This window comes from Paracoccus luteus (genome assembly GCF_004522155.1).
GTDB classification, from domain to species: domain Bacteria; phylum Pseudomonadota; class Alphaproteobacteria; order Rhodobacterales; family Rhodobacteraceae; genus Paracoccus; species Paracoccus luteus.
In genome coordinates this window covers 244,588-269,877 of sequence record NZ_SDEA01000004.1, presented here as the reverse complement: position 1 = coordinate 269,877, position 25,290 = coordinate 244,588, and the positions used below count along the sequence as shown (strand labels likewise).

Genomic DNA, 25,290 nt, shown 5'->3' with positions numbered 1-25,290 from the left:
GCAGGTCCGGTTCGCGGCGGGTCAGTCGCGGGCGATCATCCGCCCGATGCTGCGCCCGCCCAGCAGGTGCATGTGGAAATGCGGCACCTCTTGCACGCCATGTTCGCCCGCGTTGGTGATGGCGCGGAACCCCTTGCCGCCCGCGTCCAGCGCCAGCCCCTCGGCCTGGCAGACGCGCGCGACCAGCCGGTGGAAATCGACGATCTCGGCCTCGGACGCGTTGGCCGCGAAATCGTCATAGCTGACATAGCGCCCGCGCGGGATCACCAGCACATGCACCGGCGCCTGCGGGCGGATGTCGCGGAATGCAAGCGCGTGTTCGCTTTCCGCGACCGTGTCGTTCGGGATCTCGCCGCGCAGCATGCGGGCAAAGATGTTGTTGTCGTCATAGGCCACGGCTTGTCCTTTCAGTCGGCGAACAGATGCGGGGTTTCGGCCAGCAGGCGCGCGGTGTCGCGGTCGATGTCGCCCAGGAAACGCTGCAGCGCCGCGGCGTTCAGCTCGGCGCCGGCCCAGGGGGCGATGGTTTCCATCACCGGCAGGTCCAGGTCGCGCAGGCGTTCGGCCTCGTGTTCCAGGTCGCTGCGGACGGCGGGCACCAGCCGGTCCACGACGCCCGCGGCGCTGCCCGCGCCCGCAAGCCCGACGCGGCCGATGTGGCCGCGCACGTAGTCGTCGTCAAAGGCGGATTCGATCAGCAGCACCCGCGCCTCGGCCTTGTCGTCCACGAAATCCTGGATCAGCCCTAGCGCCGCCGGGTCAAGGCAGATCGCCACGCAGTCGGTCTGGAACTGGTCGAACAGCATCCTGACCAGCGCGCGGCGGTGGCGTTCGCGCTTTTCGACCGTGTTCTCGATGCCGCCCATGTCGGGCAGCGCGGCGTCGCGTTCGTTGAACAGGTAATCGACAGCAGGGACGTCGGTCCGGGCGCGCATCTCGGCCGTCAGCCGCTTGGCGACGTGCCATTTCTTGGCCACGATCATCAGCAGCGTGCGGCCCCGGCCCAGGCTGCCCTCGGCCTCCCAGAAGCGTTGGCCGAAGCGGCGCCCGACCCGGCCGCGCTGGGTCAGGAAGCGGAACAGCCCCCCCGCCTCGTTCGAGATCGAGAACACCGTCTCGTCGTTCTGCCACAGCGCGCCCAGCCGCTGGCGCAGCGCGATCGCCTCGGCGCTGATCTTGCGCGCGAACAGGTAATCCTGCCCCAGCAGAAGGTCGTAATGGTCGTTGTGGAACGTCACCGGCATGCCATAGTCGGTGAACATCAGCAGCGTCAGCGTCCGCGACCGGATCTGACGGCGCGGCACGACATGGGGCACGACCGTCTGGAAGAACGTCTCGTCGGGAATCCAGGTCGTCGCGAAGAACCGCATGACGTCGGGCCGTTCGTCGCAGAACGCCAGCAGCTTCTCGATGGTCTGGCGGCGCAGGCACCACCATTGCGACCCGATCATCACCTGGATGTCGTCGGGCACGCGGCGGGTCAGACGCAACCGCTTCTGCAGCTCATAGCTGGTATAGAACCACCATTTCTGCGTGCGCTCGTTGAACCAGTGGCGATAGATCAGCCGTTCGTCCTTGAAGCCGGTCTTGATCCAGTCGCTCTCCAGGAAATCGAAGTTCTCGATGTAATCCAGATCGTGGGCATCAAGGAAATCATGGGCATAGGCGGCGGACTTGATGGGCATGCAGTCGCCCGACAGCATATAGAAATGCGTGGCCGCCGGAAACGCCGCGACGGCGGCGCGCACCGCCTCCAGCGTGGCGGCGACCAGCGACCATTCGCCCCAGCCGCATTTCAGCCGCCGCGCCGCGAAGGTGACACCGGGGTTGCCGTCCAGCGCCCGGCGGATGGCGTCGTAATCGGCGGGCTTGGCGCGGGCGTCAAAGTGGATGGCGACATAGTCGCCCGACTCGGTCAGCCGCCGCGCCTGGGCGATCACGCCCTTTGGATCCTTGTGGCACAGCAGGATGAACGCGATCCGGGCCATCGTCCCTCTCAGGTCAACGAACGCCCTCGCGGCGCATTATCTTGCAGGTCCAGGTTGAATCCCGGCCGCCGATTTGATTTGTGTCCATAACGATTTTCACCGGAGGGGCAAGCCAGCGGCGGCCCCGCGACAAGGGGCACGACATGGGATTTCCCGGCACATGGATGACGGAGAGTGAAGCCCTTGCCTATCGGGTCGTGCCCAAGTGCGCCTGCTCGACCATCGGCCAGATCATGTTCCATTCCGATCATGGGCGGTATTTCGACGGCGACATCCACGATTCTACCACCGGCCTTCACAAATGGAGCCAGGAGGCCAGCCAGCCCCTGATCGAGCGCGCGGTCCGCGACCGAAAGCCGGTGATCTTCACCTGCGTCCGCAACCCTTACGCGCGCATCCTGTCGTCGTTCTTCGACAAGATCGCGGGCGTGCAGCGCAACGGCAAGCGGTATCGCGGCAACCTGGTGCCGCAGCTGATGCAGCGTTACGGCGTCGATGTGGGCAGCCCCGACAACGGGTTCCAGTTCGACCAGATCGCGTCCTTCCGCCGGTTCCTGCTGTTTGCGCGCGACACCATCCGCTGGCGCCGCCCGATGGAACCCGACATCCACTGGTCGGCCATGTCGGGCCATATCGCCACCTTCATCGCGAACGGCGGGCGGTATGACCAGATCTTCTTCACCGAAAAGTTCAACGACGGCATGCAGGCGGTGCTGGACGCGGCCGACACGCCGGTGACGGTGGACGTGGACGCCGTGCCGCGCTTCAACGAATCCGAAGGGCACGGCCCCAAGCGCGCCCACAAGGTCAGCGAGTATTTCGACGATTTGTCGCGGCATCTGGTCTGGGAGATCTACAAGAAGGACTTCCAGCTGTTCCGCTATGACTTCGACAACCCCGACAACAGGATGCCGAAAGGCCCCGTCGATCTGGACGAGGTCCACGCCAAGCTGGGGCGCTGAGACGGGCGGGCGGCGCTGAAGCGCGATCAGGTGCTCCGCGCGCGGCCTCCAGCGCGATCAGGTGCCCCGCGCGGACTCCAGCGCGATCAGGTGGTTGTCCCAGGCAAGGTCGTGGCGCGCCAGCAGGCGCAGGCCGCCCTCGTCCGCCGCCCAGACTGCGCCGCCGCCGTCGGTCAGGGTGAACCCGCCCTGCGGTGCCGGCGCGGCCCCGCACAGGTCGGCGCGGCGCAGCGTCGCGCGATGCGTGCCGTCGGCGGCAAAGATCATAGCCACCCCGCCGCGCGGCGATGTCACGACGATCCGGCCGTCCGCGTCGGCGGCGACGGATCCCGCATAGCCCTGCATCGCAAAGGCGTCCGCCTCGGGGCAGGGGCACAGCGTCAGCGCCCCGTCCGGCGGCGCGATGCCCAGCAGCGGCACGGGGTCGGCCGCGTCGCCCTGCCACTGCATCGCGAAGGCCGCCCCCTGCGGCAGCAGCGCCAGATGCCGGATCGAGTTCTGTGCCAGATCACCCGGCAACTCGCGCAGCGAGAGGATTGCGCCGGTTTCGTCCAGCACCGTCAGGTTCGGCCGCATGCGGTCGAGGTTCAGCGGCGTGCGGTCGGTCGGATCGGTCTGGATGCCGCCATTCGCCACCACCAGCCGCCCGGCGGCGTCCCGGCGCAGGTCGTGCGGGCCGATGCCGCCGCTGTCCCATTCGCCGATGCGCTGAAACCCCGCCTCGGCATCCCAGACGCCGATGCGCCCGGCCGATCCCTCGGCCACCACCTCGGACGTGTAAAGCCGCGCCCCGTCGGCCGAAAACGCGCCGTGGCCGTTGAACTGCCGTCCCGGCGGCGGGGTCAGGCGCGCCAGCACCCGCCCGTCTCGACAGTCCAGCGCGACCCCGAACGTGCCGGGACGACGGGCAAAGGCGACCGCCACGGGCCGGTCGGGGTGGGCGGCGGCGGCGTGTCCCCGGTCGGGCAGGGGGACGGCGAACACGACCGCGCCATCCGCGCCCAGGCCGTGCAGCGCATGGCTGCCGTCAGGGCGGCGCCCCGCGGCCAGATAGGCGGGCGCGCCCACGGCGGCCCAGCCCCGGCGCGGCAGGATCGCCGCCGCCGCCAGCCCCGCCAGCATCGTCCTGCGTGTCGTCATCAGTCGCCATCCTGTGCGTTGAACCCGACCGAAAGCCCCAGCCCGCCGCCGATCTCGACCTCGGCCTCGGCGCGGGCGGCCTGAACGGCCTGCTGCAGGATCTCGACCTTCAGCCGCCCCGAGGGGTCGGCCACGCCCGCGAAGACGGGATCGTCCAGCCGTTCGGCCAGCCCGATGGCGCGGTCGAACGCCGCGCGGGTGCGGGGCGCGTCGGGATACAGCGCCAGCGCCATGTCGCGCAGCCCGGTCAGCGAGCGCGTGACATTGGCAAGGCTGCGGCCCGACGCCACCGCCTCGGCCCGTTCCGGGCGCGGCGCGTCAAAGCTGCCCAGGGGACGGCCCAGCCGCTTGTCGGCAAGCGCCGTCAGGCCGGTTGCGACCTGCGTGAACAGGGCGGCGCGCGCCTCGGTCTGCGTCAGGAAATCGGTGTTGCCCGGCCCGCCGGGTTCCAGCAGCCGGGCGGCATAGCCGTCCCATTCGGCCCGCACCTCGGCCGCCATGCGGGCCAGATCGGCGGCGGTGGCGCGGCGCAGGCGGCACAGATAGTCGGCGTCGCCGGTCAGCGGGGACGGATAGACCAGCCGCTCCAGCCCCGAGAGGCCGCGCACCGCCACCGACAGATCGGCAAAGGCGGCGGGGTCGTCCACGGCGGGCGCGGCCGCGTCGATCAGCGCCTGCTGCGCACGCGGGCCGGATGCCTTGGGGTCGGGCCAGAACGATATCGCCAGCGCGCGCCCGTCCTGTTCGACCGGGCCGATCCGCAGAAAGTCGATGGCGGCCCAGGCGTCCCAGACAGCGGCAAAGCCGGGGTGCAGGGCTTGCGGCGCACAGTCCGCCTGCGCCGTGCGGTCCAGATCGGCGGTGGCATCGGCCAGACGGTCATAGGCGGGCAGGATCACGTCGCCCACCGCCTCGGCCACGTCGGCCGACGCGGGCGTCGCCATCAGCAGCGCCAGGGCCAGCGCGCGGATCACAGCGAACCCAGCCATGCCAGCACCGCATCGCGGTCCGGCGCGGGCAGGGCGGCAAAGCCGTCGCGGGCCGCCTGCGCCTCGCCCCCGTGCCACAGGATCGCCTCGGTCAGCGACCGGGCGCGGCCGTCGTGCAGATAGGTTTCGCTGCCGGTGACCTGAGCGTTCAACGCAATCCCCCACAGCGGCGCCGTGCGCCATTCGCGCCCGTCGGCGCGCGATTCCGGCCGGTGGTCGGCCAGCCCCTCGCCCATGTCGTGCAGCAGCATGTCGGTGTGGGGCCAGATCAGCTGAAAGCTCTGTTCCGGCTGGCCGGTCAGGCGATGGGTCACGAACTTGGGATTGTGGCAGGCGGTGCAGCGCAGCGTGTGGGCCAGTTCCTTGCCGCGCAGCACACGGCGGTCGTCCAGCCCGCGCCGCGCGGGAACGGCAAGGTTGCGCGAATAGAACGTCACCAGATCAAGGCTGGCGGAATCGACCTCAAGCCCGTCGCGGACACCCGGTTCCTGCCCGGCGGGCGACCGGCGGCAGTCGGCCTGCGCCGCCGTGCATTCGCCGGCGGGATCGGGATAGATGCTGTTCGACAGCCCCATGTCGCCCGCGAATGCGCCGGCTGATTGCTGCCGGATCGTCGGCGCCCCGGCCTTCAGCCCGAAGCGGCCCAGCATCGGGCGGTCGTATTCGTCCGACCAGACGATGTTGGGCCGCCCCGAGATGCCGTCGCCATCGGCGTCATCCTCGTCCGCCAGCGCCACGATGTCGGCGACCGGCACGGCCTCGAGCAGGCCGAGACCGATCATCTGCGGCGCCAGCCGGGGCGAGATCATCAGCCCCGCGTCGGGCGGCCCGAAGGCGGGCTGTTCGACGGCATAATGCGGCTGACGCAGGCTGACCGTGGTGCCGTCGCCCAGCGTGACCGGCCGTTCGGTCCAGCTCACGCCCATCCGCGCCTCGGGCCGGTGGCCGGCCAGCGCCAGATCCTGCAGCTGACCGCCATAGACCGGGTCGGGGCGCGTCGGGATATAGCCGGGGATCGTCGGCTGATCGTCTCCGCCCGGCACCGACAGGCGCAGGAACATCGACACGCGGCTGTCGTCCGGCCCCGCGGGCGGGCGGCCGCGGCCGTCCTTGACGTGGCAGTTCTGGCAGGCGCGTGCGTTATACAGCGGCCCCAGCCCGTCGCTGGCGCGGGTGGAAGCGGGCGCGCCGACCCACAGCTTGCGGAAGATGCCGTTGCCGATCTTGAAGTCCATCTCGCGCGCGACCGGCATGTTCGCCGACAGCTGCGAAAATGCGTCGGCGGTCGGGATGAACCGCGTGGTCGCCGCGCCCCCCGGCTTGGCCTCGAACGGCTCGGGCACCGTGAAGTCCGTGGGCGGGGCGGTGACTCGGGCGATCCGCCCGCGTTCCTCGTCGGTGCGGGGTATGACCGACAGATGCGGTTCGGTCCGCCAGTCGGCGGTGGCGGCGGGGCGCACGTCGGGTGGGGTCGCCGTCACCGGGTCGCTGGGCAGCTCGGGCTGGACGGAATGGGCCGCCGATCCCAGCGACAGGGCCAGAAGGCAGGCGGCGGCAAGACGGGGCAGGGCAGTCATGGGACCGGGAACCGTCGCGGGCGCGGGCGCGCGCCGCCAAAAGGGGAAAAGGCCCGGCCGCCGGGCGGCCGGTCCGATGCGTCGCGCCCCCGGACGGGCCGGGGTTCGCCGTCACTCGGCCTTGTCGGCCGGCTTGGCGTTCAGCAGGCCAAAGTTCTGGGCGCCGATCTGGTCGTGCAGCGCCAGCTGGGTTTCCAGAAAGTCGATGTGGCCTTCCTCGTCGGCGATCAGGTCGTCGAACAGCGCCTTGGACACCTGGTCGTTGACCGACGAGCAATATTGCCGCGCCTCGAGATACAGGGTGCGGGCGTCATGCTCACCGGCAAGGTCGGCCTCCATCGTCTCGCGGATGGTCTGGCCGATGCGCAGCGGGTCCAGCTTTTGCAGGTTCGGATGGCCTTCCAGAAAGATGATGCGCTGGATCAGCCGGTCGGCGTGGTTCATCTCCTCGATGGACTCGGCGCGCGACTTTTCGGCGATGCGGCCGTAGCCCCAGTCCTCTTGCAGGCGGTAATGCAGCCAGTATTGGCTGACCGCCGTCAGTTCGGACCTCAGCGCGGCGTTCAGATAGTCGATGACCTTGGGATCACCCTTCATGGTCGACCTTTCGTTCAGTTCGCCGCCCGATGGCGAAGGCCGCGCAGCGCCGCCGGCACCGCCCGCGGATCCGCCTCGACCGCGAAACCGTCCGCGGTCCGCATCGTCGCGACAAAGAGTTTCATGCACCCGCCGCAATCGGCGCGCCTGCCAAGCGCGTGATAGATCTTGCCGGGCGTCACGATCGTATCAGGATCGGCGGCGCGCATCCAGCCGACCGCCGCGCGAATCTCGGTGTCCGTGGTCTGGGTGCAATGGCAGATGATCATGGAATCGCCCTTACTGGAAAACCGCGTCCGGGTCGTCGAGGCTGTCGGACCCCTCGAACGCGATGGCGTTCAGTCCCAGCGCGCCCACCGCGCGTTCGATGGACTTCGTCTGCCGCACCAGACCGTCGATCCCGGCGGTGATCGCGGCCTCGCCCTCGGCATTGCCGGGGGCCAGCATCTGGTCATAGGCCATGCCGCCCTCGGCCTTGTCGCGCAGCGCGCCAAGCGCCGTCATCGTGGCCTCCAGGTCGGCGCGCAGCGCCTGATCGACGGCGGCGTCCTTGCCGGCCACCAGCTGCGACAGCGACGGGCCGGTCAGTTCGGTGCCGTCGAGGCGGGCATAGCGGCCCAGATAGACGTTCTGGATGCCCAGGCCGTCGAAATAGTGGCTCAGGTGCGTCTGGTCGGAAAAGCAGTCGTGCTCTTCCTCGGGGTCGTTCAGCATCAGGCCCAGCTTCATCCGCTCGCCCGCCTGTTCGCCATAGGACAGGCTGCCCATGCCGGTCAGCATGGCCATCAGCCCGGCCTGCGGGTCGTCGGTGACGGCCTTGCGCGCGGCCCCGTCCGCGTCCCAGTTCGCCGCCATCTCTTCAAGGTCGCTGACCAGCAGGTCGGTGGCGGCGACCAGATAGGCGGCGCGGCGGTCGCAGTTGCCGCCGGTGCAAGCGTCGCCCCGAACGTAATCGGTGAACGGCCGGTTGCCCGCGCCCGGCCCGGTGCCGTTCAGATCCTGCCCCCACAGCAGGAACTCGATCGCGTGATAGCCCGAGGCGACGTTCGCCTCGATCCCGCCTGCCTCGTGCAGCTGTTCGGCGATGAGCGCGGGGGTGATCTGCGCGGCGTTCACCTGCCCGCCGTTCAGCGCCAGCGTCGGGTTGGCGATGACGTTCAGGTTCGACAGTTCGTTGTCCTCGGCCGAGGGCGTGCCGGCCGCGACATAGTCGATCAGCCCCTCGTCCAGCGGCCAGGCGTTCACGCGGCCTTCCCAGTCGTCCACGATGGGATTGCCGAAGCGGAACGCCTCGGTCTGCTGGTAAGGCGCGCGCGCGGCGGTCCAGGCCGTGCGGGCGGCGGTCAGCGTCGCGTCGGACGGGTCGGCCACCAGCCGGTCCACGGCGGCCCGCAGGTCGCGCGCGGCGGTCAGGCTGTCGCCATAAGCCGCGGCGGCGATGTCGGCATAATGGGCCACCACCTGATCGGGCGCCGGTGCCGCCGAATGGGCGGGCAGCGCGACCGACAGCGCAAGGGCTGCGGCGGCGGTCAGGCGGGCGGTGGGACGGGCAGGGGACAGGCGAGTCGGACGGGCCATGAGAACTCCTCTTGGCGCATACCTGACAAAATCCATTTGTCGAGTAAAGAGCCAAGTGCAGCCCGGCCCGCCAGTGCGCCCGCGTTCAGATCGCGGGCGAGTGGCCCTTCGCCTCCATCTGATAGCCGTCGAACATGCGCGCGACCATCCGGGTCAGCGGGCGCCCGCGTTCGGGGATGGTCAGGCCGCGGTCCGTCACCGTGACCATGTCGCCGAACTGCGCCTTGACCGGCGCGAACACCGCCGCCAGCGTCGCGGGGGTAAAGCCGTGGTTGCGGATGAACTCGTCCGCGCGCACCTCGAAATCGCACATCAGCGCCTCGATCATGCGCGACCGCCAGATGTCCTCGGGCGTGAAGGCATGCCCGCGCGTGGTCGAGAACCGCCCCTCGCGGATCGCCTTGACATGGGCGCCGGTCGCGGGCGCGTTCTGCGCGTAACCCTGCGGAAAGCGCGAGATCGACGACGCGCCCATGCCGATCAGCACCTGCGCCTGGTCGTCGGTATAGCCCTGGAAATTGCGCCGCAGCAGCCCGGCCTTTTGCGCCACCGCCAGCCCGTCGCCGGGGCGGGCGAAATGGTCGATGCCGATCTCGTCATAGCCGTCGGCGACCAGCAGGTCGCGCGCCACCTCGAACAGGCGCAGCCGCGCGTGCGCGTCGGGCAGGGCGTCCTCGGGGATCATCACCTGCCGCTTGGCCATCCACGGCACATGGGCATAGCCGTAAAGCGCAATGCGATCCGGCGACAGCGCCATCAGCTTCTGGATCGAATCCGCGATCCGCTGCGGCGTCTGGTGCGGCAGCCCATACAGGATGTCGGCGTTCAGGCTGGCGATGCCGCGGTCGCGGATCATGCGGACCGCCTCGGCGGTGATCTCGAAGCTCTGGTCGCGGCCGATGGTCTGCTGGATCGCGGGGTCGAAATCCTGCACGCCGATGCTGGCGCGGGTCAGCCCGGCCTCGGCCAGCGCATCCATCCGCGCCTCGTCGATCTCGTTCGGGTCGATCTCAACGGAAAACTCGGCGCCATCGGCCAGCGGAAAGGCGTCGAAAACCGCGCCCGCGACGCGCCGCATCATGTCGGGCGGCATCAAGGTGGGCGTGCCCCCGCCCCAGTGCAGGCGCGACAATTTGACGCCCGGGGCCAGCTGCGCCTTCAACAGCTCCAGTTCGGCCAGCAGGATGTCGGCATAGGCGCGCACCGGCGCGTCCGACTGCGTGCCCTGCGTGCGGCAGGCGCAAAACCAGCACAGCCGCCGGCAGAACGGCACGTGCATGTAAAGCGATATGGCGCCCCCGGCGGGCACCGCCTGCACCCAGCGGGTGAAATCGGCGGCGTTGACGGCGGGCTTGAAATGCGGGGCGGTGGGGTAACTGGTGTATCGCGGCACGCGCGCGTCAAACAGTCCCAGCCGGGTCAGTTGCGATTCCTGTTCCATGCGCCTAGCCTAGACACCGAAAGGCGCGGACCCACATTGACCGAGATCAAGACGATACAGCCCGACTGCAACGCCCATCCGTTGCAGGTCGCCTGCCAAGCCTGTCCGATCCGCTATCGGGCGGTCTGCGCCACGTGCGAGGCCGACGACCTGGGCCGTCTGGAATCCACGAAATACTATCGCCGCTATGACGCGGGCCAGACGGTCGTGCTGTCGGGCGACCGGATGGACTTCGTGGCCTCGGTCGTGTCGGGCGTGGCCAGCCTGACCCAGACGATGGAGGACGGGCGAACCCAGATGGTGGGGCTGCTGCTGCCGTCGGACTTTCTGGGGCGCCCGGGCCGCGGCACCGCCGCCTATACGGTGACCGCCACGTCCGAACTGCTGCTGTGCTGTTTCCGCCGCCGCCCGTTCGAGGCGCTGATGATCCGCACGCCCCGCATCGCCGCGCGGCTGCTGGACATGACGCTGGACGAGCTGGACGCGGCGCGCGAATGGCTGCTGCTGCTGGGCCGCAAGTCGGCGCGGGAAAAGATCGCGTCGTTCCTGGCCATCCTTGTGCGGCGCGACGCGGCGCTGCGCCAGTCCACGCCCGCCGGCCGCATGGCCATCGACCTGCCGCTGACGCGCGAGGCGATGGCGGACTATCTGGGGCTGACGCTGGAAACCGTCAGCCGCCAGATCTCGGCGCTGAAGCGCGACGGCGTCATCGGCCTGAACGGCAAGCGCCACGTCATCGTCCCCGACTTCGGCCGCCTTGTCGCGGAAAGCGGCGACGACGCCGACGGCGGCCCGCTGAGCTGACGCGAAGGCCCGCGGCGGGGGCGATCAGCGCGCCATCAGCACCGGCAGCGTGGCGCGTTCCAGCATATAGCGCGTCGCCCCGCCCAGGATCGCCTCGCGGAACCGCGAATGGCCATAGGCGCCCATCACGATCATGTCGGCGCCGATTTCCACGGCGCGGCGGTTCAGCACCTCGGTGATGGTGGGCAGCGTCTTGGCCAGCACGGCGATGTCGGCCTTGACGCCGTGGCGCGTCAGCATCTGGCACAGCGCGCCGCCGGGGTCGGACCCTTCGGCCGAATGGGGCGCGGGATCGACGATGGCGATCTCGACGGCATCGGCGGATTTCAGCATCGGCAGGGCGCGGCGGACGGCCGCCATCGCCTCGTCGGCCTGGTTCCAGGCGATCAGGATGCGCCGCCCCATTGTCGGGATCGTCTCGGGCTTGCCGGGCAGGATCAGGACCGGGCAGCTGCCCTCGAACATCTCGGCCTCGACCACCGCCTCGGCGTCGACGGCGGCGCGCTCGCCATAGGGGCGGCTTTGCACGGCGATGTCGGCAAAGCGCGCGCGCATCCCGATCAGCCCCGACACGCCGCCCATCTGCGCGACGGCGCTTTCGGCCGACCAGCGGATATCCTCGCGCGCCAGGCGGTCGCGCACCTCGGTTTCCAGCGCGCCGGCGGCGGCCATCGCCCGGTCGATGGATTCCTGAAAGACATAGGCCGACGCACCGGCATAGTAATAGCCGGTCTGGGTATGGTCCACGCCAAGCAGGAAGACGTCCAGATGCGCGTCCTCGCGCCGCGCCAGCGCGACGGCGGCGTCGATCTGGTCGGTCTGGCCGGGCTGGGTCACGACGGTCAGGATGGTCTTGTAGCCCATGTCTGCACTCTCCTGCTTGATGCGGGGCGGCGGCGCGGTCGCCGCCGGGATGACCATACGCCGCAGGCGCCGCCTGATTTGTTGACCCAGATCAAGGTTTCGTCAACTGTTGGCGGACTAAGCATTAGGCCGAGACGGCCCCCGGAACGCGCCCGCGCGATTCGGGGGCCGGCAGGATATGGGGACAAGTCGGATGTGGGATACCTTCAAGCTGATCGCGCTGGGCGTCGTCGCGGTGTTCGCCGCGATCGCGGCCAACTATGCGCGCGATCTGGCCTATATGGTCAACGCCCTGACGGTGATGCTCGCGGCCGGGCTCACCTTCATGTGGGTGCTGCGCAACATGGAGGGCGAGCGCGTGGCCGCCCCGGCCAACGAATACCTTGACGGCGTCGTCCGCGCGGGCGTGATCGCGACCGCCGGATGGGGCGTCGTGGGCTTTCTTGTCGGCGTGATCATCGCCGCGCAGCTGGCCTGGCCGGTGCTGAACTTTTCGGACGCCGCGCAGGGTTACCTGAACTTTGGCAAGCTGCGGCCGCTGCACACCAGCGCCGTGATCTTCGCCTTTGGCGGCAACGCGCTGATCGCCACGTCGTTCTATGTCGTGCAGCGGTCCTGCGCGACGCGGCTTTGGGGCGGGAACCTCGCCTGGTTCGTGTTCTGGGGCTACAACCTGTTCATCGTGCTGGCGGCCAGCGGATACATCCTGGGCGCCACCCACTCCAAGGAATACGCCGAGCCGGAATGGCATGTGGACCTGTGGCTGACGATCGTCTGGGTCGCGTATCTGGCGGTCTATCTGGGCACGATCATGCGCCGGCGCGAACCCCACATCTATGTGGCGAACTGGTTCTATCTGTCGTTCATCGTCACCATCGCCATGCTGCACATCATCAACAACCTGGCGGTGCCGGTCAGCGTCTTCGGGTCCAAGTCGGTGCAGCTGTTCGGCGGCGTGCAGGACGCGATGACCCAGTGGTGGTACGGCCACAACGCGGTGGGCTTTTTCCTGACCGCCGGGTTCCTGGGCATGATGTATTACTTCATCCCCAAACAGGCCGAGCGTCCGGTCTATAGCTACAAGCTGTCGATCATCCACTTCTGGGCGCTGATCTTCATGTATATCTGGGCGGGTCCGCACCACCTGCACTATACCGCGCTGCCGGAATGGGCGGCGACACTGGGGATGGTGTTTTCCATCATGCTGTGGATGCCCAGCTGGGGCGGCATGATCAACGGGCTGATGACCCTGTCGGGCGCCTGGGACAAGCTGCGCACAGACCCGATCCTGCGGATGATGGTCGTCGCCGTCGGCTTCTACGGCATGGCCACATTCGAGGGGCCGATGATGTCGATCAAGGCCGTGAACAGCCTTTCGCACTATACCGACTGGACCATCGGCCACGTCCATTCCGGCGCGCTGGGCTGGAACGGCATGATCACCTTCGGCGCGCTTTATTACCTGACCCCGCGGCTGTGGGGGCGTGAGCGGCTGTATTCGCTGCCCGCGGTCAGCTGGCACTTCTGGCTCGCGACCATCGGGCTGGTGCTCTACGCCTCGTCGATGTGGGTGTCGGGCATCATGGAAGGGCTGATGTGGCGCGAGGTCGACAGCCAGGGCTTTCTGGTCAACGCCTTCGCCGACACCGTGATCGCGAAATACCCGATGCTGATCGTGCGGACGCTGGGGGGCGTGTTCTTCCTGGCCGGGGGCGTGGTGATGTGCTGGAACCTGTGGGCCACCGTGGCCCGCCAGCCCCGCGTCGCCGACACCCGCGTCGCCGTGCCGGCCGAATAAGGAAAGGGGTCCGACATGGCCATTCTCGACCACCACAAGATCCTGGAAAAGAACGCCACGCTGCTGCTGGTCTTTTCGTTCCTGGTCGTCACCATCGGCGGCATCGTCCAGATCACGCCGCTGTTCTATCTGGAAAACACCATCGAAAAGGTGGAAGGGGTGCGCCCCTATACCCCGCTCGAGCTGACCGGGCGCGACGTCTATGTCCGCGAGGGCTGCTATGTCTGCCACAGCCAGATGATCCGCCCCATGCGCGACGAGGTCGAACGCTATGGCCATTACAGCCTCGCCGCGGAATCGATGTATGACCACCCGTTCCAGTGGGGGTCCAAGCGCACCGGCCCCGACCTTGCGCGGGTGGGCGGGCGCTATTCCGACGAATGGCACATCGACCACCTGAACGACCCGCGCGCCGTGGTGCCGGAATCGATCATGCCCGCCTATGGCTTCCTGCGGAACCGCATGATCGAGCCTGCGCACGTCGCCCAGCGGCTGCAGGCGGACCGCATGGTCGGCGTGCCCTACAGCGACGAGATGATCGCCGAGGCGCGGGCCGACTTCATCGCGCAGGCCGACCCGGACGGGGATGCCGAGGCGCTGCAGGAACGCTATCCCGGCGCGCAGCAGCGCAACTTTGACCGGCAGGCGGGTGTGTCCGAGATGGACGCGCTGATCGCCTATCTGCAGGTCTTGGGCACGATGGTCGATTTCTCGACCTTCGAACCCGACCCGACGCGCTGAGAGAGGGCGGGATGGACCGTTATTCCTTCCTGCGCCAACTGGCCGACAGCTGGGTGCTGCTGGCGCTGGTGCTGGTGTTTCTGGGCGTCATCCTGTTCGTCTTCCGGCCCGGCGCGCGCCGGCTGCACCGGGACGCCGCCGAAAGCATCTTTCGCAACGAGAAGAAACCCGCATCCGGCGAACCCGTCGCTCCGGGCAAAAAGGAGGTCAAGTGATGGCCGATCCCACCTCTGACGATCCCGCCGCGGGCGGTCCCGGTGCAGACGGCCCCGGCGCGGGCGATCCCCGGCCGGCGGCGCCCGCCGCGGCCCCGACCGCAACCCCGACTGCGCGCGAGGCCGAGGTCGCCGAGAACATGGGGGTCAGCGCGACCGATCCCCACACCAGCCCGGCCAATCCCGAAAACCGCATCTCGGTCGGCCGCCGCGCAGCCGACGCCGAAAACGCCGAGCAGATCCTGCAGAACGCGCCCGAGGCGATCATTGGCGTCCGCCCCGGACACGGCGCCCGCAAACCCGTGCGCCGCAAGCCGGGCAAGCAGCCGGTCGAGGTCGCCTCGACCGGGCACAGCTGGGACGGGATCGAGGAATACGACAACCCCCTGCCGCGCTGGTGGCTGTGGACGTTCTATGCCACGATCATCTGGGCCATCGGCTATGTCATCGCATTTCCCGCGATCCCGCTGGTGACCAAGGCGACCGAGGGGTTGCTGGGCCGCACCACCCGCAACGAGGTCGCGGCCGACATCCAGCGTTTCGACGCGGCCAACGCGCCGATCCAGGCGCGGCTGACGTCCGTCGATCTGGCGGCGATCAAGGATGACCCGGAGCTGATGAACTATGCCGGCAACGCGGGCGCAGCGGTGTTCCGCACCTGGTGCGCGCAGTGCCACGGTTCGGGCGCGGCGGGTGCGTCGGGCTATCCCAACCTGCTGGACAACGACTGGCTGTGGGGCGGCACGATCGAGGACATCCACACCACCCTGCTGCACGGCATCCGCAGCCCGGACGACCCGGACACGCGCTATTCGGAAATGCCCCGGTTCGGTCTGGACGAGCTGCTGGACGACGCGCAGATCAGGCAGGTCACGCAATATGTGCTGTCGCTGTCGGGCCAGCCGCACGATGCCGCGGCCGCCGGCGCCGGCGCGACGGTCTTTGCCGAACAATGCACCGCCTGCCACCTCGAGGACGGGACCGGCGACCGCGCGCAGGGCGCGCCCGACCTGACCGACGCCGTGTGGCTTTACGGCCGCGACGGCCAGGCCGATGCGGCGACGATCCAGCGCATCGTCCACGACGGCCCGTTCGGCGTGATGCCCGCCTGGTCGGACCGGCTGAGCGAGGCCGACATCCGCGCCGTGGCCAGCTATGTCCACGGGCTGGGGGGCGGCGAATAGCCCGCTGGCCCGACCGGTCTGAACCCGGCGGGGCGCGATCTGGGCGGACCTGCGGTGACGCCCGGAACGCGGGGGCGACGACACCGGCGGGCGGCAAGGATGCCCGCCCGTCGGGTGCGGGACGACGGCGCCCCCGCCGCGGCGGCAACGGTGGCGCGGGCGGGTGCGACAATCTTGACCATGCCGGTCACATCCAACCTCTCCTATATGATCGAAGGTTCGCCGAACCCCCGCCGCCCCCGGATCGTTGATGCAGGTCATCGTTGCCCGGTGCCGTGCCCGGCAGCGCGAGCCTGCGCCACAGGAGACCCGATTCATGTCCACGACCGAGCCGGAGCCGACGCGCCTTTACGCCGCGCGCGAGCCGATCTTTCCCCGCCGGGTCCGCGGCACGTTCCGCAGCCTGAAATGGGTCATCATGGCCATCACGCTGGGCATCTATTACATCACGCCCTGGATCCGCTGGGACCGCGGCCCCGGCATGCCCGACCAGGCGGTGCTGGTCGATCTGGCGAACCGCCGGTTCTTCTTCTTCTGGATCGAGATCTGGCCGCACGAGTTCTATTTCGTCGCGGGGCTGCTGGTCATGGCCGGGCTGGGGCTGTTCCTGTTCACCTCGGCGCTGGGGCGGGTCTGGTGCGGCTATGCCTGTCCGCAGACCGTGTGGACCGACCTGTTCATCCAGGTCGAACGCTGGATCGACGGCGACCGCAACGCCCAGGTCCGCCTGTATGACGCGCCCTGGGACGCGCGAAAGATCCGGCTGCGCGCGGAAAAATGGCTGTCGTGGCTGCTGATCGCGCTGCTGACCGGCGGGGCCTGGGTGTTCTATTTCGCCGACGCGCCCACGCTGTTCATGGACTTGCTGCGCGGTCAGGCGCACCCGGCCGCCTATATCACCATCGCGATCATGACCGCGACGACGTTCTTCTTTGGCGGCTTCGCGCGCGAGCAGATCTGCATCTATGCCTGCCCCTGGCCGCGCATCCAGGCCGCGATGATGGACGAGGACACGCTGACCGTCGCCTATCGCGAGTGGCGGGGCGAGCCGCGCGGCAAGATCCTGAAGGGCGAGGCGACGAAATCCGACGTGCCCCCGGTCCCAAGGGCGACTGCATCGACTGCCTGGCCTGCGTGAACGTCTGCCCGATGGGCATCGACATCCGCGAGGGGCAGCAGCTGGAATGCATCACCTGCGCGCTGTGCATCGACGCCTGCGACGACGTGATGGCCAGGATCGGCAAGCCGCGCGGGCTGATCGACTATATGGCGCTGAAGGACGAGACGGCCGAACGCACCGGCGCCGCGCCCAAGCCGCTGATGAAGCACGTCCTGCGTCCGCGCACGCTGCTGTATTTCACCCTGTGGGCGGCAATCGGGATCGGGCTGGTCGTGGCGCTGTTCATGCGTTCGCCCTATGACCTGAACGTCTCGCCCATCCGCAATCCGCAGTTCGTCACGATGGCCGACGGGTCGATCCGCAACACATATGAGCTGCGGCTGCGCAACAAGCAGGGCGCGGACAAGCAGTTCGCCGTGGGTGTGTCCGACGACGAGGGCGGCCAGCTGCCCGCGCTGTCCATCGCGCTGGAAGGCGGCGCGCCGTTCGTGGACGTGAATGCCGACGAGACCTATCAGCAGCGCGTCTATCTGACCGCGCAGCCGGGTTCGCCCCTGGCCGAGGGGGCGCAGACGCCGTTGACCATCTGGATCGAGGATGCGACCGATGGCCGGCGGGCATCGGTCGAGACGGTATTCCATGGAACGGGCAGGTAAGATGGCGCGCGAACTGACCGGGCGGCATGTCCTGGCGATCACGCTGGCGGGGTTCGGCGTGGTGATCGGGGTCAACCTGCTGCTGGCCGTCAAGGCGGTCGGCACGTTTCCCGGCCTTGAGGTCAGGAACAGCTATGTCGCCTCGCAGGTCTTTGACCGCGAGCGTGCGGCGCAGGACACCCTGGGGTGGACCGCGACGCCGGAATACGACGGGCGCGACCTGACGCTGATGATCCGCGACCGCGACGGCAACCCGGCGCCCGTCGCCTCGCTGTCCGTGACGGTCGGGCGGCCGACCCATGTGCGCGACGACGTGACGCCCGAGTTCACGTATCACGACGGGTTGTTCCGCGCGCCCCTGGCGCTGGCGCCGGGGCAGTGGAACATCCACTTGACCGCGACGGCGCGGGACGGAACCCCGTTCCGTCAGCGCATCGACCATTTCACCGGCGGCAGGGTGCGGTGATGACGGACGTCGGCGCCGACTATGACGCGCGCTTCAGCGCCTGCCCGGCCTGCGACGCGGCGCCCTTGGCGGAACGCGTGGCCGGGCGGGTTCGGGCGGATGCGGGCACGGTCATCCTTTCGCTGCCGACCGCGCATTGCGCGGCCTGCATCACCGACGTGGAACGCGCGCTGACGGCGCATCCGGGCGTCAGGTCGGCGCGCGTGAACCTGTCGCTGCGCCGCGTGACGGTGGATGCGCCGGGGCTGTCGGCCGACGGCCTGATCGCGGTGCTGGACCGCATCGGCTTTCCCGCGCATGAACTGGACCCGGCGGCGCTGAGCGCGACGACCGCCGACCGGCAGGGCCGCGACATCCTGATGCGGATCGGGGTCAGCGGTTTCGCCATGATGAACATCATGATCCTGTCGGTCGCCGTCTGGTCGGGGGCCGACGCCGCCACGCGCGACCTGTTCCACTGGATTTCCGGGGCCATCGCCCTGCCGACCGTCGCCTTTGCCGGGCAGCCGTTCTTTGCCAGCGCATGGCGGGCGCTGCGGGCGGGCCGGCTGGGCATGGACGTCCCGATCTCGCTGGCGCTGATCCTGGCCAGCGCGATTTCCGTGTTCGAGACGATCCACCAGGGCCATCACGCCTATTTCGACGCGGCGGTGATGCTGTGCTTTTTCCTGCTGGTCGGGCGCTATCTCGATTACCGCACCCGCGCCGTCGCCCGTTCTGCCGCCGAGGAGCTGACCGCGCTTGAGGTGCCGCGCGCCATCGCGCTGGTGGACGGCGTCGAAACCCCGGTGCTGGTCGCCGACCTTGCGCCCGGCGACCTGATCCTGATCCGCCCCGGCGCGCGCGTCGCCGCCGATGGCGTGGTCGGGACGGGCAGTTCGGACATCGACCGCTCGCTGCTGACCGGGGAATCCGTGCCGGTCGCGGTCGGACCGGGGCAGGCGCTGTCGGCGGGCGAGGTGAACCTGACCGGCCCGCTGACGCTGCGCGTCACGGCGGCGGGGCGCGACAGCTCGCTGGCGCGGCTGACCGCGCTGGTGGCGGCGGCGGAATCGGCGCGCGGACGCTATACCTCGGTCGCCGACCGCGCCAGCCGCGCCTATGCGCCTGTCGTGCATCTGCTGGCGCTGGCCAGCCTGGCGGGGTGGCTGGTGGCGACCGGCGACGCGCGGCTGGCGCTGAACGTGGCGGCGGCGGTTCTGATCATCACCTGCCCCTGCGCGCTGGGGTTGGCGGTGCCTGCGGTGGTGACGGCGGCGTCCGGGCGGCTGTTCCGCCGCGGGCTGCTGATCAAGGACGGCACGGCGCTGGAACGGCTGGCCGACTGCGACACGGTGGTGTTCGACAAGACCGGCACGCTGACGATGGGAACGCCGCAGGTGGTGACGCTGGACGGGCTGGATGCGGATGCGCGCGCGGTCGCGCTGGCGCTGGCCGCGGCCTCGGGGCATCCGCTGTCGCGGGCGCTGGCCGCGGCGCTGGACGGGACGGACCCGGCCGCCATTGGCGATCTGCGCGAGGTGCCGGGATATGGCGTCGAGGGAACATGGCAAGGCCGCCCGGTCCGGCTGGGCCGCGCCGACTGGGCCGGCGCGTCGGCCGAGGCGGCGGATGCCCCCGGTGCCGCCACCTGGCTGGCGCTGGACGGCGCGGTGCTGCGGGTCGATTTCACCGACAGCCTGCGCCCCGGCGCGCGGGCCTGCGTCGCGGGGCTGAAGGCGCGGGGCCTGCGGGTCATGCTGCTGTCGGGCGACAATCCGGCCGCGGTCGCGGACATCGCCGCCCGGCTGGGCATCGCCGAATGGCGCGCGCAGGCCACCCCGCAGGACAAGGCCGCCGCCGTGGCCGATCTGGCGGGGCAGGGCGCGCGGGTGCTGATGGTCGGCGACGGGCTGAACGACACCGCCGCGCTGGCTGGGGCGCATGCCTCGATTTCGCCCGCAAGCGCGCTGGACGCGGCGCGGGTGGCGTCCGACATGGTGCTGATGGGCAGCGACCTTGCGCCGGTGGCCGAGGCGGTGGGCGTCGCCCGCAGCGCCGCGCGCCGCATCCGCGAGAACTTTGCGCTGTCAATCCTCTACAACATCGTCGCCGTGCCGTTCGCGGTGGCGGGGCTGGCCACGCCGCTGATCGCCGCGCTGGCCATGTCGCTGAGTTCGATCAGCGTGACGCTGAACGCGCTGCGGGTGCGGTGATGGAGGTTCTGGTCTTCCTGATCCCCGTGTCGCTGGGTCTGGGCGGGCTGGGGCTGGCCGCGTTCCTGTGGGCGCTGCGCCACCGCCAGTATGACGACCCCAAGGGCGACGCCGAACGCATCCTCAGCACCGAATGGGACGACCGGCCCAAGCCCAAATAGGACTGGCGCTGCCGCCGTGCTGCACGAGGCGGCGGGGCGGATCGGCGTTCGTGCGCAACCCATCGCGGCCCCCCGCGATTTCTGTTCGCCGCGCCGGACGGCGCAGGCTATACGACAGGCGTCGCCTGCCCGATCGGGGCTGGCGGTCCGGGCGCAGACCCGCAACAAGGCCCAAGCGACAATCCGGGGGGATACAGTGTCACGCATCGTCAAGCGCGCCGCCGCCATCGCTATCGCGGCCGCCACCGCCGCGCAGGCGCAGGCCGAGGACATCAAGGTCGGCCTGCTGCTGCCGTTTTCGGGCGTCTATGCCGCGCTTGGCGAGGAAATCGAGGCGGGCTTCCGCCTTGGGCTGGACAGCTTTGGCGCGGACAGCGGCGCCACTTTCGAGATCCTGCGCGAGGACAGCGAGGCCTCGCCCCCGGTGGGGCTGGCCAAGACCCGCAAGCTGATCATGCAGGACCGCGTGGATGTGATGGCGGGGGTCGTCAGCTCGGGCGTGCTGGCGGCGATCCGCGACGTGGTGGACGGCGCCAAGGTGCCGCTGATCGTCGCCAACGCCGGCAATGACGAGGCCACGGGCAAGGCCTGCAGCCCCTATATCACCCGCATCTCGTTTTCCAACGCGCAGCTGAACCGGCCGATGGGCAAATACCTTGTCGACCACGGCGTGACAAAGGTGGTCACGTTCGCCCCCGACTATGCCGCCGGGCAGCAGATGATGAAGGCCTTCGGTGATGCCTTTGTCGCCGCAGGGGGCGAGATCGTGGCGCAAGAGTTCACGCCCTTTCAGAAGACGCAGGATTTCGGCCCCTATCTCGCCAAGGCGAAAACCAGCGGCGCGCAGGCGGTCTATGCGTTCTATGCCGGCAGCGAGGCGATCGCGTTCGTCAAGCAGTATGACAGCTTCGGGATGAAGGAGGCGCTGCCGCTCTATGGGCCGGGCTTCCTGAACTCGCAGCTTTACGTGGGCGCGCAGGGTGCGGCGGCGCAGGGCATCGTGACGGCGCTGCACTATGTCCCGACCATCGACAACGCGGCCAACAAGGCCTTTGTCGCGGCGTTCACCGCGCAGGCGGGGCACCTGCCGTCCGAATACGCGGTGCAGGGCTATGACGCCGCCCGCGCGCTGGTCGAGGCGGTCAAATCCGGCGCGACCGACCGGGAAAGCCTTGCGGCGGCGCTGCCCCGGACCAGCTTTGACGGGCCGCGCGGCAAGACCGCCATCGATCCTGCCACGAACAACATCATGCAGCCGATCTATGTCTATGACACCGTGGCCGGTCCCGACGGTCCCACGCAGAAGGTGCTGGCCCAGTTGCCGGTCGAGGTCGATCCGGTGAACGGCTGCGAGATGGCCACCCTGAACTGAACGCCGCCTCGGCCGAGGCCCGGATTGACTGTAATCGGAAACAAGGGGGCGCGATGCAGGGCGATCTGGGCTTCTGGGTGCTGCAGGGCCTGAACGCCCTGCAACTGTCAATGCTGCTGTTCCTGCTGTCGGTGGGGCTGACCGTCATCTTTGGGCTGATGCATTTCGTCAACCTCGCCCACGGCGCGCTTTATGCGTTCGGCGCCTATGCGGCGGCGACGGCGGGCGCGGCCCTGGGGTTCTGGGGCGGGCTGCTGATCGCGCCGCTGGCGGTCGCGGCGCTGGGGGTGCTGCTGTATCTGGGGTGCATCCGGCGGATGCGCCGGGCGGGGCCGATGGCGCAGGTGCTGGTGACCTTCGGGCTGATCTTCGTCATGCTGGACCTGACGCGGATCGTCTGGGGCGCGCAGGCGCTGTCCGCGCCGGTTCCGGCGGTGCTGGACGGGCGGGTGGCGGTGCTGGGTGTCGAATACCCCGCCTATCGGCTGTTCGTGATCGCGCTGGGGCTGGCGATCTGGGGGGCGCTGGCGCTGGTGCTGAACCGCACGCAGATCGGGGCCATGATCCGCGCGGGCGTGGACAACGACCAGATGGCGGCCTGCATGGGCATCGACGTGGAGCGGATGTTCTTTGTCGTGTTCTGCGTCGGCTGCGCGCTGGCGGGTCTGGCGGGCGCGGTCGCCGCGCCGATCCTGTCGGTGACGCCCGACATGGGGCTGCAGATCCTGGTGCCGACGCTGATCGTCATCGTGATCGGCGGACTTGGCAGCCTGAACGGGGCGGTCGCGGGATCGCTGATCTATGGGGCGGTGCAGACCTTCGGGGCGGTGCTGTTCCCGCAGCTCGCCTCGATCCTGATCTATGGGCTGCTGGCGGCGGTGCTGATCCTGCGCCCTGCGGGCCTGTTCCCGGCGCGGGGCTGAGCGATGTTCCGCCACACCGCCCTGCGTTTCTGGACCCTTGGCCTTGTCGCCGCCGCGGCCGTGCTGCGGGTGCTGACCGCCGAGTATTTCGGGCTGGAGCTTGTGGCCGAGATCGCGATCCTGGCCATCCTTGTCATCGCGCTGGACATGGTCGCGGGCTTTGGCGGCATGGTGTCGCTGTGCCACGGCGCGCTGATGGGCGCCGGGGCCTATGGCTACGCCATGCTGACCGTCAAGGCCGGGCTGGCGCCACCCGCGGCCTTTGCCGGCGCCGTCGCCATCACGGGCGCGGCCGCCTGGGCGATCGGCGCGGTCTGCGGGCGCAGCCAGGGCATCTATTTCATCATGGCGACGCTGGCCTTCGGGCAGATGGCCTATTCCATCGTGTTCGAACAGCCTGCCTTCGGCGGCGATGACGGCATGTCCGGCGTGCCGCGCATCGACCTGTCGCTGATCGGGGTGGATTTGAACGACCCGCGCAGCTTTGCGTTCTTTTGCCTGCTGCTGCTGGGCGGGGTCTATTGGTTCGCGACCCATGTGCTGCAGGCGGGGCTGGGCCGCACCCTGACGGGGATCATGCACAACGAACAGCGGATGCGCGCGCTGGGGGTCAACGTCTGGCGCATCAAGGCCGACATGTTCGGCCTGTCGGGCATGATCGCCGCGGTGGCGGGGGCGCTGGCGGCGCAGCATGTGATGTTCGTCTCGCCCGGCCTGCTGAACTGGACCGTCTCGGGCGAGGCGCTGGTCGTGGTGATCCTGGGCGGGCTCGGCACGATCATCGGCCCGGTGATCGGCGCCATCGCCTTTGTCATGCTGAAACATGAAATCAGCGCGCATACCGACTACTGGCATCTTTTCGTCGGCGTCATCCTGATCGCCGTGGTGATGAGCCGCGCGAACGGGATCTTCGGCTGGGTGGAACAGCGGCTGTCGCGCGCGCGGAAGGTCACGGCGGGGGACGCAATCGACGCGCAGGGCCGCACGGATGCGGCGGGGACAAGGGCGCGCGACGATGCTTGAGACGCGGGGCCTGTCGAAACGCTTTGGCGCCGTCCATGTCACGCGCGACGTCTCGCTGCGCCTGCAACGCGGCGAGCGGCGGGTGATCCTTGGACCCAACGGGGCGGGCAAGACGACGCTGTTCAACCAGCTTGTGGGCGAGACACGGCCCGACGCGGGCCAGATCCTGCTGGCGGGCGAAGACGTGACCGGCCTGACCGTGCAGGCGCGCGCCCGGCGCGGCCTGTCGCGCAGCTATCAGCGCAACACGCTGTTCGACGGGCTGACGGTCGAGGAGAACCTGGGCCTTGCCGCCGCCGTCGCGCATGGCCACTGGCATTCCATCCGCCACGACAGCCTGACCCGCCACGACGTGCGGGACACCGTGCGCGAGGTGGCCGAACAGCTGCGGCTGATGCCCCACCTGCACGCCCGCGTCGGCGATGTGTCCTATGGCGTGCGCCGCCAGCTTGAGGTGGCGGTGGCGCTGGCCACGCGCCCGCTGGTCCTGCTGATGGACGAGCCGACCTCCGGCGTCGGGCCTGAGATGTCCAGGGGCTTTCACGACCTGCTGAACGACCTGCCGCGCGACCTGACGCTGCTGATCATCGAACACGACATGGATCTGGCCTTTGCCGTCGCCGACAGCATCACCGTGCTGAACCACGGCGAGGTCGTTTTTGACGGCTCGCCCGAGGACGCGCGCGGCAGCCGGCTGCTGAAGGACATCTATCTGGGACACTGGGCCGATGCTTGAGCTGAGCGGGGTCCAGTCCGGCTATGGCGAGACGCGGGTGCTGCACGGCATGACCTTTCGCGCCCGTCCGGGGCGGGTGCTGGCGATCCTGGGGCGCAACGGCGCGGGCAAATCCACGACGTTGAAGACGGTGATGGGCCTGCTGCCGGCGACCGCCGGGCAGATCAGCTTTCAGGGCCGGCCCTTGCACCGCGAACGCCCGCATCGCATCGCCCGCATGGGGCTGGGCTATGTGCCGGAAACCCGCGACATCTTTGCGTCGCTGACCGTGCGCGAGAACCTCGACCTGGCCGCGCGCCGCTTTCCGGTGCCGCCCGGCGGCTGGACGCGGGATCGCGTGCTGGACCTGTTCCCCCGTCTGGGCGAGCGGATGGGGAACGGCGGCATGCAGCTGTCGGGGGGCGAGCAGCAGATGCTGGCCATCGCCCGCACGCTGCTGATGAACCCGCGCCTGCTGATCCTGGACGAGCCGACCGAAGGGCTGGCGCCGATCATCGTCAGGCTGATCCACGACCGGCTGATGGACCTCAAGCGCACCGGCCTGTCGATGGTGCTGGTCGAACAGAACTTCGGCTTCGCCACCAGCCTGGCCGACGACGTGGTGATCGTCAGCAAGGGTCAGGCCGTCTGGTCGGGCGGGCCTTCCGACATCCGCGCCGACACCGGGGCGCAGCACCGCTGGCTGGGCGTCTGAGGCGATCTGTCCGGGCAACACGGCCCACCGGTGGCGCGCTGGCGACAGGTCCGCGCAATCCCGGGG

General features: G+C 69.3%; 24 protein-coding genes and 1 pseudogene. 15 read left to right on the top strand and 10 right to left on the bottom strand.

From position 1 onward, the window contains the following. Positions 1-21: 21 nt before the first annotated feature. Both EPA64_RS07935 and EPA64_RS07930 read right to left on the bottom strand, forming a co-directional pair. The gene (locus EPA64_RS07935) at positions 22-396 is read right to left on the bottom strand and encodes an HIT domain-containing protein (protein WP_342773359.1); all 375 of its coding nucleotides are present in this window, start codon (positions 394-396) and stop codon (positions 22-24) included. A gap of 11 nt (positions 397-407) precedes the next feature. Beyond that, complete coding sequence (locus EPA64_RS07930; protein WP_134725732.1) at positions 408-1,988, bottom strand: DUF5928 domain-containing protein; 1,581 nt, start codon at positions 1,986-1,988, stop codon at positions 408-410. A 143-nt stretch (positions 1,989-2,131) separates the two neighbouring features. On the opposite strand from EPA64_RS07930, the gene EPA64_RS07925 reads away from it, so the two are divergent. Then, on the top strand, positions 2,132-2,950 hold the full coding sequence (locus tag EPA64_RS07925) for a sulfotransferase family protein (protein ID WP_134725731.1): 819 nt from the start codon (positions 2,132-2,134) through the stop codon (positions 2,948-2,950). Between the two features lie 57 nt (positions 2,951-3,007). Here the strand turns inward: EPA64_RS07925 and EPA64_RS07920 are convergent, their stop codons facing one another. From EPA64_RS07920 to hemN, 7 genes are all read right to left on the bottom strand, one after another. Continuing rightward, positions 3,008-4,090, bottom strand: coding sequence for a DUF1513 domain-containing protein (locus tag EPA64_RS07920; RefSeq protein ID WP_134725730.1), 1,083 nt, complete (start codon positions 4,088-4,090; stop codon positions 3,008-3,010). Next, entirely contained in the window at positions 4,090-5,079 is a 990-nt protein-coding gene (locus EPA64_RS07915) for an imelysin family protein (protein ID WP_134725729.1), read from the bottom strand. The genes EPA64_RS07920 and EPA64_RS07915 overlap by 1 nt, the downstream gene beginning before the upstream one ends. Beyond that, entirely contained in the window at positions 5,061-6,656 is a 1,596-nt protein-coding gene (locus EPA64_RS07910) for a di-heme oxidoreductase family protein (RefSeq protein ID WP_134725728.1), read from the bottom strand. Before EPA64_RS07910 ends, EPA64_RS07915 begins: the two co-directional genes overlap by 19 nt. A 111-nt stretch (positions 6,657-6,767) precedes the next feature. Further along, positions 6,768-7,253, bottom strand: coding sequence for a bacterioferritin (gene bfr / locus EPA64_RS07905; protein WP_134725727.1), 486 nt, complete (start codon positions 7,251-7,253; stop codon positions 6,768-6,770). A gap of 14 nt (positions 7,254-7,267) precedes the next feature. Next, on the bottom strand, positions 7,268-7,522 hold the full coding sequence (locus tag EPA64_RS07900) for a (2Fe-2S)-binding protein (protein ID WP_134725726.1): 255 nt from the start codon (positions 7,520-7,522) through the stop codon (positions 7,268-7,270). Between the two features lie 10 nt (positions 7,523-7,532). Continuing rightward, complete coding sequence (locus EPA64_RS07895; protein ID WP_134725725.1) at positions 7,533-8,831, bottom strand: imelysin family protein; 1,299 nt, start codon at positions 8,829-8,831, stop codon at positions 7,533-7,535. 85 nt (positions 8,832-8,916) lie between these two features. After that, complete coding sequence (hemN, locus tag EPA64_RS07890) at positions 8,917-10,272, bottom strand: oxygen-independent coproporphyrinogen III oxidase (protein WP_134725724.1); 1,356 nt, start codon at positions 10,270-10,272, stop codon at positions 8,917-8,919. Between the two features lie 81 nt (positions 10,273-10,353). On the opposite strand from hemN, the gene fnrL reads away from it, so the two are divergent. Then, entirely contained in the window at positions 10,354-11,076 is a 723-nt protein-coding gene (gene fnrL, locus EPA64_RS07885; protein WP_246026675.1) for a transcriptional regulator FnrL, read from the top strand. A gap of 24 nt (positions 11,077-11,100) precedes the next feature. On the opposite strand, the gene EPA64_RS07880 is transcribed toward fnrL, so the two are convergent. Then, positions 11,101-11,940 carry a universal stress protein gene (locus EPA64_RS07880; RefSeq protein WP_134725722.1) on the bottom strand — a complete coding sequence of 280 codons (840 nt, stop codon included), beginning with the start codon at positions 11,938-11,940 and terminating at the stop codon, positions 11,101-11,103. Positions 11,941-12,133: 193 nt separating this feature from the next. Here EPA64_RS07880 and ccoN point away from each other — a divergent pair, with 193 nt between their 5' ends. From ccoN to EPA64_RS07815, 13 genes and pseudogenes are all read left to right on the top strand, one after another. After that, complete coding sequence (ccoN, locus tag EPA64_RS07875) at positions 12,134-13,738, top strand: cytochrome-c oxidase, cbb3-type subunit I (protein WP_134725721.1); 1,605 nt, start codon at positions 12,134-12,136, stop codon at positions 13,736-13,738. 15 nt (positions 13,739-13,753) lie between these two features. Further along, on the top strand, positions 13,754-14,479 hold the full coding sequence (gene ccoO / locus EPA64_RS07870; RefSeq protein WP_134725720.1) for a cytochrome-c oxidase, cbb3-type subunit II: 726 nt from the start codon (positions 13,754-13,756) through the stop codon (positions 14,477-14,479). Positions 14,480-14,490: 11 nt separating this feature from the next. Beyond that, complete coding sequence (locus EPA64_RS07865) at positions 14,491-14,694, top strand: cbb3-type cytochrome c oxidase subunit 3 (RefSeq protein ID WP_134725719.1); 204 nt, start codon at positions 14,491-14,493, stop codon at positions 14,692-14,694. A gap of 302 nt (positions 14,695-14,996) precedes the next feature. Then, a complete protein-coding gene (ccoP, locus tag EPA64_RS07860; protein ID WP_425467020.1) occupies positions 14,997-15,878 on the top strand; it encodes a cytochrome-c oxidase, cbb3-type subunit III in 882 nt (293 codons plus the stop codon). A gap of 316 nt (positions 15,879-16,194) precedes the next feature. Next, a pseudogene (gene ccoG, locus EPA64_RS16900) lies at positions 16,195-17,654 on the top strand (cytochrome c oxidase accessory protein CcoG). Between the two features lies 1 nt (position 17,655). Beyond that, a complete protein-coding gene (locus tag EPA64_RS07850) occupies positions 17,656-18,120 on the top strand; it encodes a FixH family protein (RefSeq protein WP_134725718.1) in 465 nt (154 codons plus the stop codon). Continuing rightward, positions 18,120-20,315 carry a heavy metal translocating P-type ATPase gene (locus EPA64_RS07845; protein WP_134725717.1) on the top strand — a complete coding sequence of 732 codons (2,196 nt, stop codon included), beginning with the start codon at positions 18,120-18,122 and terminating at the stop codon, positions 20,313-20,315. Before EPA64_RS07850 ends, EPA64_RS07845 begins: the two co-directional genes overlap by 1 nt. Next, positions 20,315-20,476, top strand: a complete 162-nt coding sequence (gene ccoS / locus EPA64_RS07840; protein WP_134725716.1) for a cbb3-type cytochrome oxidase assembly protein CcoS — start codon at positions 20,315-20,317, stop codon at positions 20,474-20,476. The genes EPA64_RS07845 and ccoS overlap by 1 nt, the downstream gene beginning before the upstream one ends. Before the next feature lie 196 nt (positions 20,477-20,672). Next, a complete protein-coding gene (locus EPA64_RS07835; RefSeq protein WP_246026665.1) occupies positions 20,673-21,848 on the top strand; it encodes an ABC transporter substrate-binding protein in 1,176 nt (391 codons plus the stop codon). Positions 21,849-21,901: 53 nt separating this feature from the next. After that, on the top strand, positions 21,902-22,771 hold the full coding sequence (locus tag EPA64_RS07830) for a branched-chain amino acid ABC transporter permease (protein ID WP_134725714.1): 870 nt from the start codon (positions 21,902-21,904) through the stop codon (positions 22,769-22,771). A gap of 3 nt (positions 22,772-22,774) precedes the next feature. Then, complete coding sequence (locus EPA64_RS07825) at positions 22,775-23,794, top strand: branched-chain amino acid ABC transporter permease (RefSeq protein WP_134725713.1); 1,020 nt, start codon at positions 22,775-22,777, stop codon at positions 23,792-23,794. After that, the gene (locus tag EPA64_RS07820) at positions 23,787-24,530 is read left to right on the top strand and encodes an ABC transporter ATP-binding protein (protein ID WP_134725712.1); all 744 of its coding nucleotides are present in this window, start codon (positions 23,787-23,789) and stop codon (positions 24,528-24,530) included. Before EPA64_RS07825 ends, EPA64_RS07820 begins: the two co-directional genes overlap by 8 nt. Then, positions 24,523-25,224, top strand: a complete 702-nt coding sequence (locus EPA64_RS07815; protein WP_134725711.1) for an ABC transporter ATP-binding protein — start codon at positions 24,523-24,525, stop codon at positions 25,222-25,224. The genes EPA64_RS07820 and EPA64_RS07815 overlap by 8 nt, the downstream gene beginning before the upstream one ends. The last annotated feature ends 66 nt before the right edge of the window (positions 25,225-25,290 follow it).

Excerpts from the sequence above, each read along its gene's own strand:
- EPA64_RS07900 (WP_134725726.1), bottom strand. The coding sequence starts at position 7,522 with ATGATCATCTGCCATTGCACCCAGACCACGGACACCGAGATTCGCGCG.
- ccoS (WP_134725716.1), top strand. The coding sequence starts at position 20,315 with ATGGAGGTTCTGGTCTTCCTGATCCCCGTGTCGCTGGGTCTGGGCGGG.
- EPA64_RS07920 (WP_134725730.1), bottom strand. The coding sequence starts at position 4,090 with ATGACGACACGCAGGACGATGCTGGCGGGGCTGGCGGCGGCGGCGATC.
- bfr (WP_134725727.1), bottom strand. The coding sequence starts at position 7,253 with ATGAAGGGTGATCCCAAGGTCATCGACTATCTGAACGCCGCGCTGAGG.
- EPA64_RS07930 (WP_134725732.1), bottom strand. The coding sequence starts at position 1,988 with ATGGCCCGGATCGCGTTCATCCTGCTGTGCCACAAGGATCCAAAGGGC.
- hemN (WP_134725724.1), bottom strand. The coding sequence starts at position 10,272 with ATGGAACAGGAATCGCAACTGACCCGGCTGGGACTGTTTGACGCGCGC.
- EPA64_RS07850 (WP_134725718.1), top strand. The coding sequence starts at position 17,656 with ATGGCGCGCGAACTGACCGGGCGGCATGTCCTGGCGATCACGCTGGCG.
- ccoN (WP_134725721.1), top strand. The coding sequence starts at position 12,134 with ATGTGGGATACCTTCAAGCTGATCGCGCTGGGCGTCGTCGCGGTGTTC.
- EPA64_RS07865 (WP_134725719.1), top strand. The coding sequence starts at position 14,491 with ATGGACCGTTATTCCTTCCTGCGCCAACTGGCCGACAGCTGGGTGCTG.
- EPA64_RS07925 (WP_134725731.1), top strand. The coding sequence starts at position 2,132 with ATGGGATTTCCCGGCACATGGATGACGGAGAGTGAAGCCCTTGCCTAT.
- EPA64_RS07825 (WP_134725713.1), top strand. The coding sequence starts at position 22,775 with ATGTTCCGCCACACCGCCCTGCGTTTCTGGACCCTTGGCCTTGTCGCC.
- ccoO (WP_134725720.1), top strand. The coding sequence starts at position 13,754 with ATGGCCATTCTCGACCACCACAAGATCCTGGAAAAGAACGCCACGCTG.
- EPA64_RS07910 (WP_134725728.1), bottom strand. The coding sequence starts at position 6,656 with ATGACTGCCCTGCCCCGTCTTGCCGCCGCCTGCCTTCTGGCCCTGTCG.
- EPA64_RS07895 (WP_134725725.1), bottom strand. The coding sequence starts at position 8,831 with ATGGCCCGTCCGACTCGCCTGTCCCCTGCCCGTCCCACCGCCCGCCTG.
- EPA64_RS07880 (WP_134725722.1), bottom strand. The coding sequence starts at position 11,940 with ATGGGCTACAAGACCATCCTGACCGTCGTGACCCAGCCCGGCCAGACC.
- EPA64_RS07845 (WP_134725717.1), top strand. The coding sequence starts at position 18,120 with ATGACGGACGTCGGCGCCGACTATGACGCGCGCTTCAGCGCCTGCCCG.
- EPA64_RS07815 (WP_134725711.1), top strand. The coding sequence starts at position 24,523 with ATGCTTGAGCTGAGCGGGGTCCAGTCCGGCTATGGCGAGACGCGGGTG.
- EPA64_RS07915 (WP_134725729.1), bottom strand. The coding sequence starts at position 5,079 with ATGGCTGGGTTCGCTGTGATCCGCGCGCTGGCCCTGGCGCTGCTGATG.
- EPA64_RS07830 (WP_134725714.1), top strand. The coding sequence starts at position 21,902 with ATGCAGGGCGATCTGGGCTTCTGGGTGCTGCAGGGCCTGAACGCCCTG.
- EPA64_RS07820 (WP_134725712.1), top strand. The coding sequence starts at position 23,787 with ATGCTTGAGACGCGGGGCCTGTCGAAACGCTTTGGCGCCGTCCATGTC.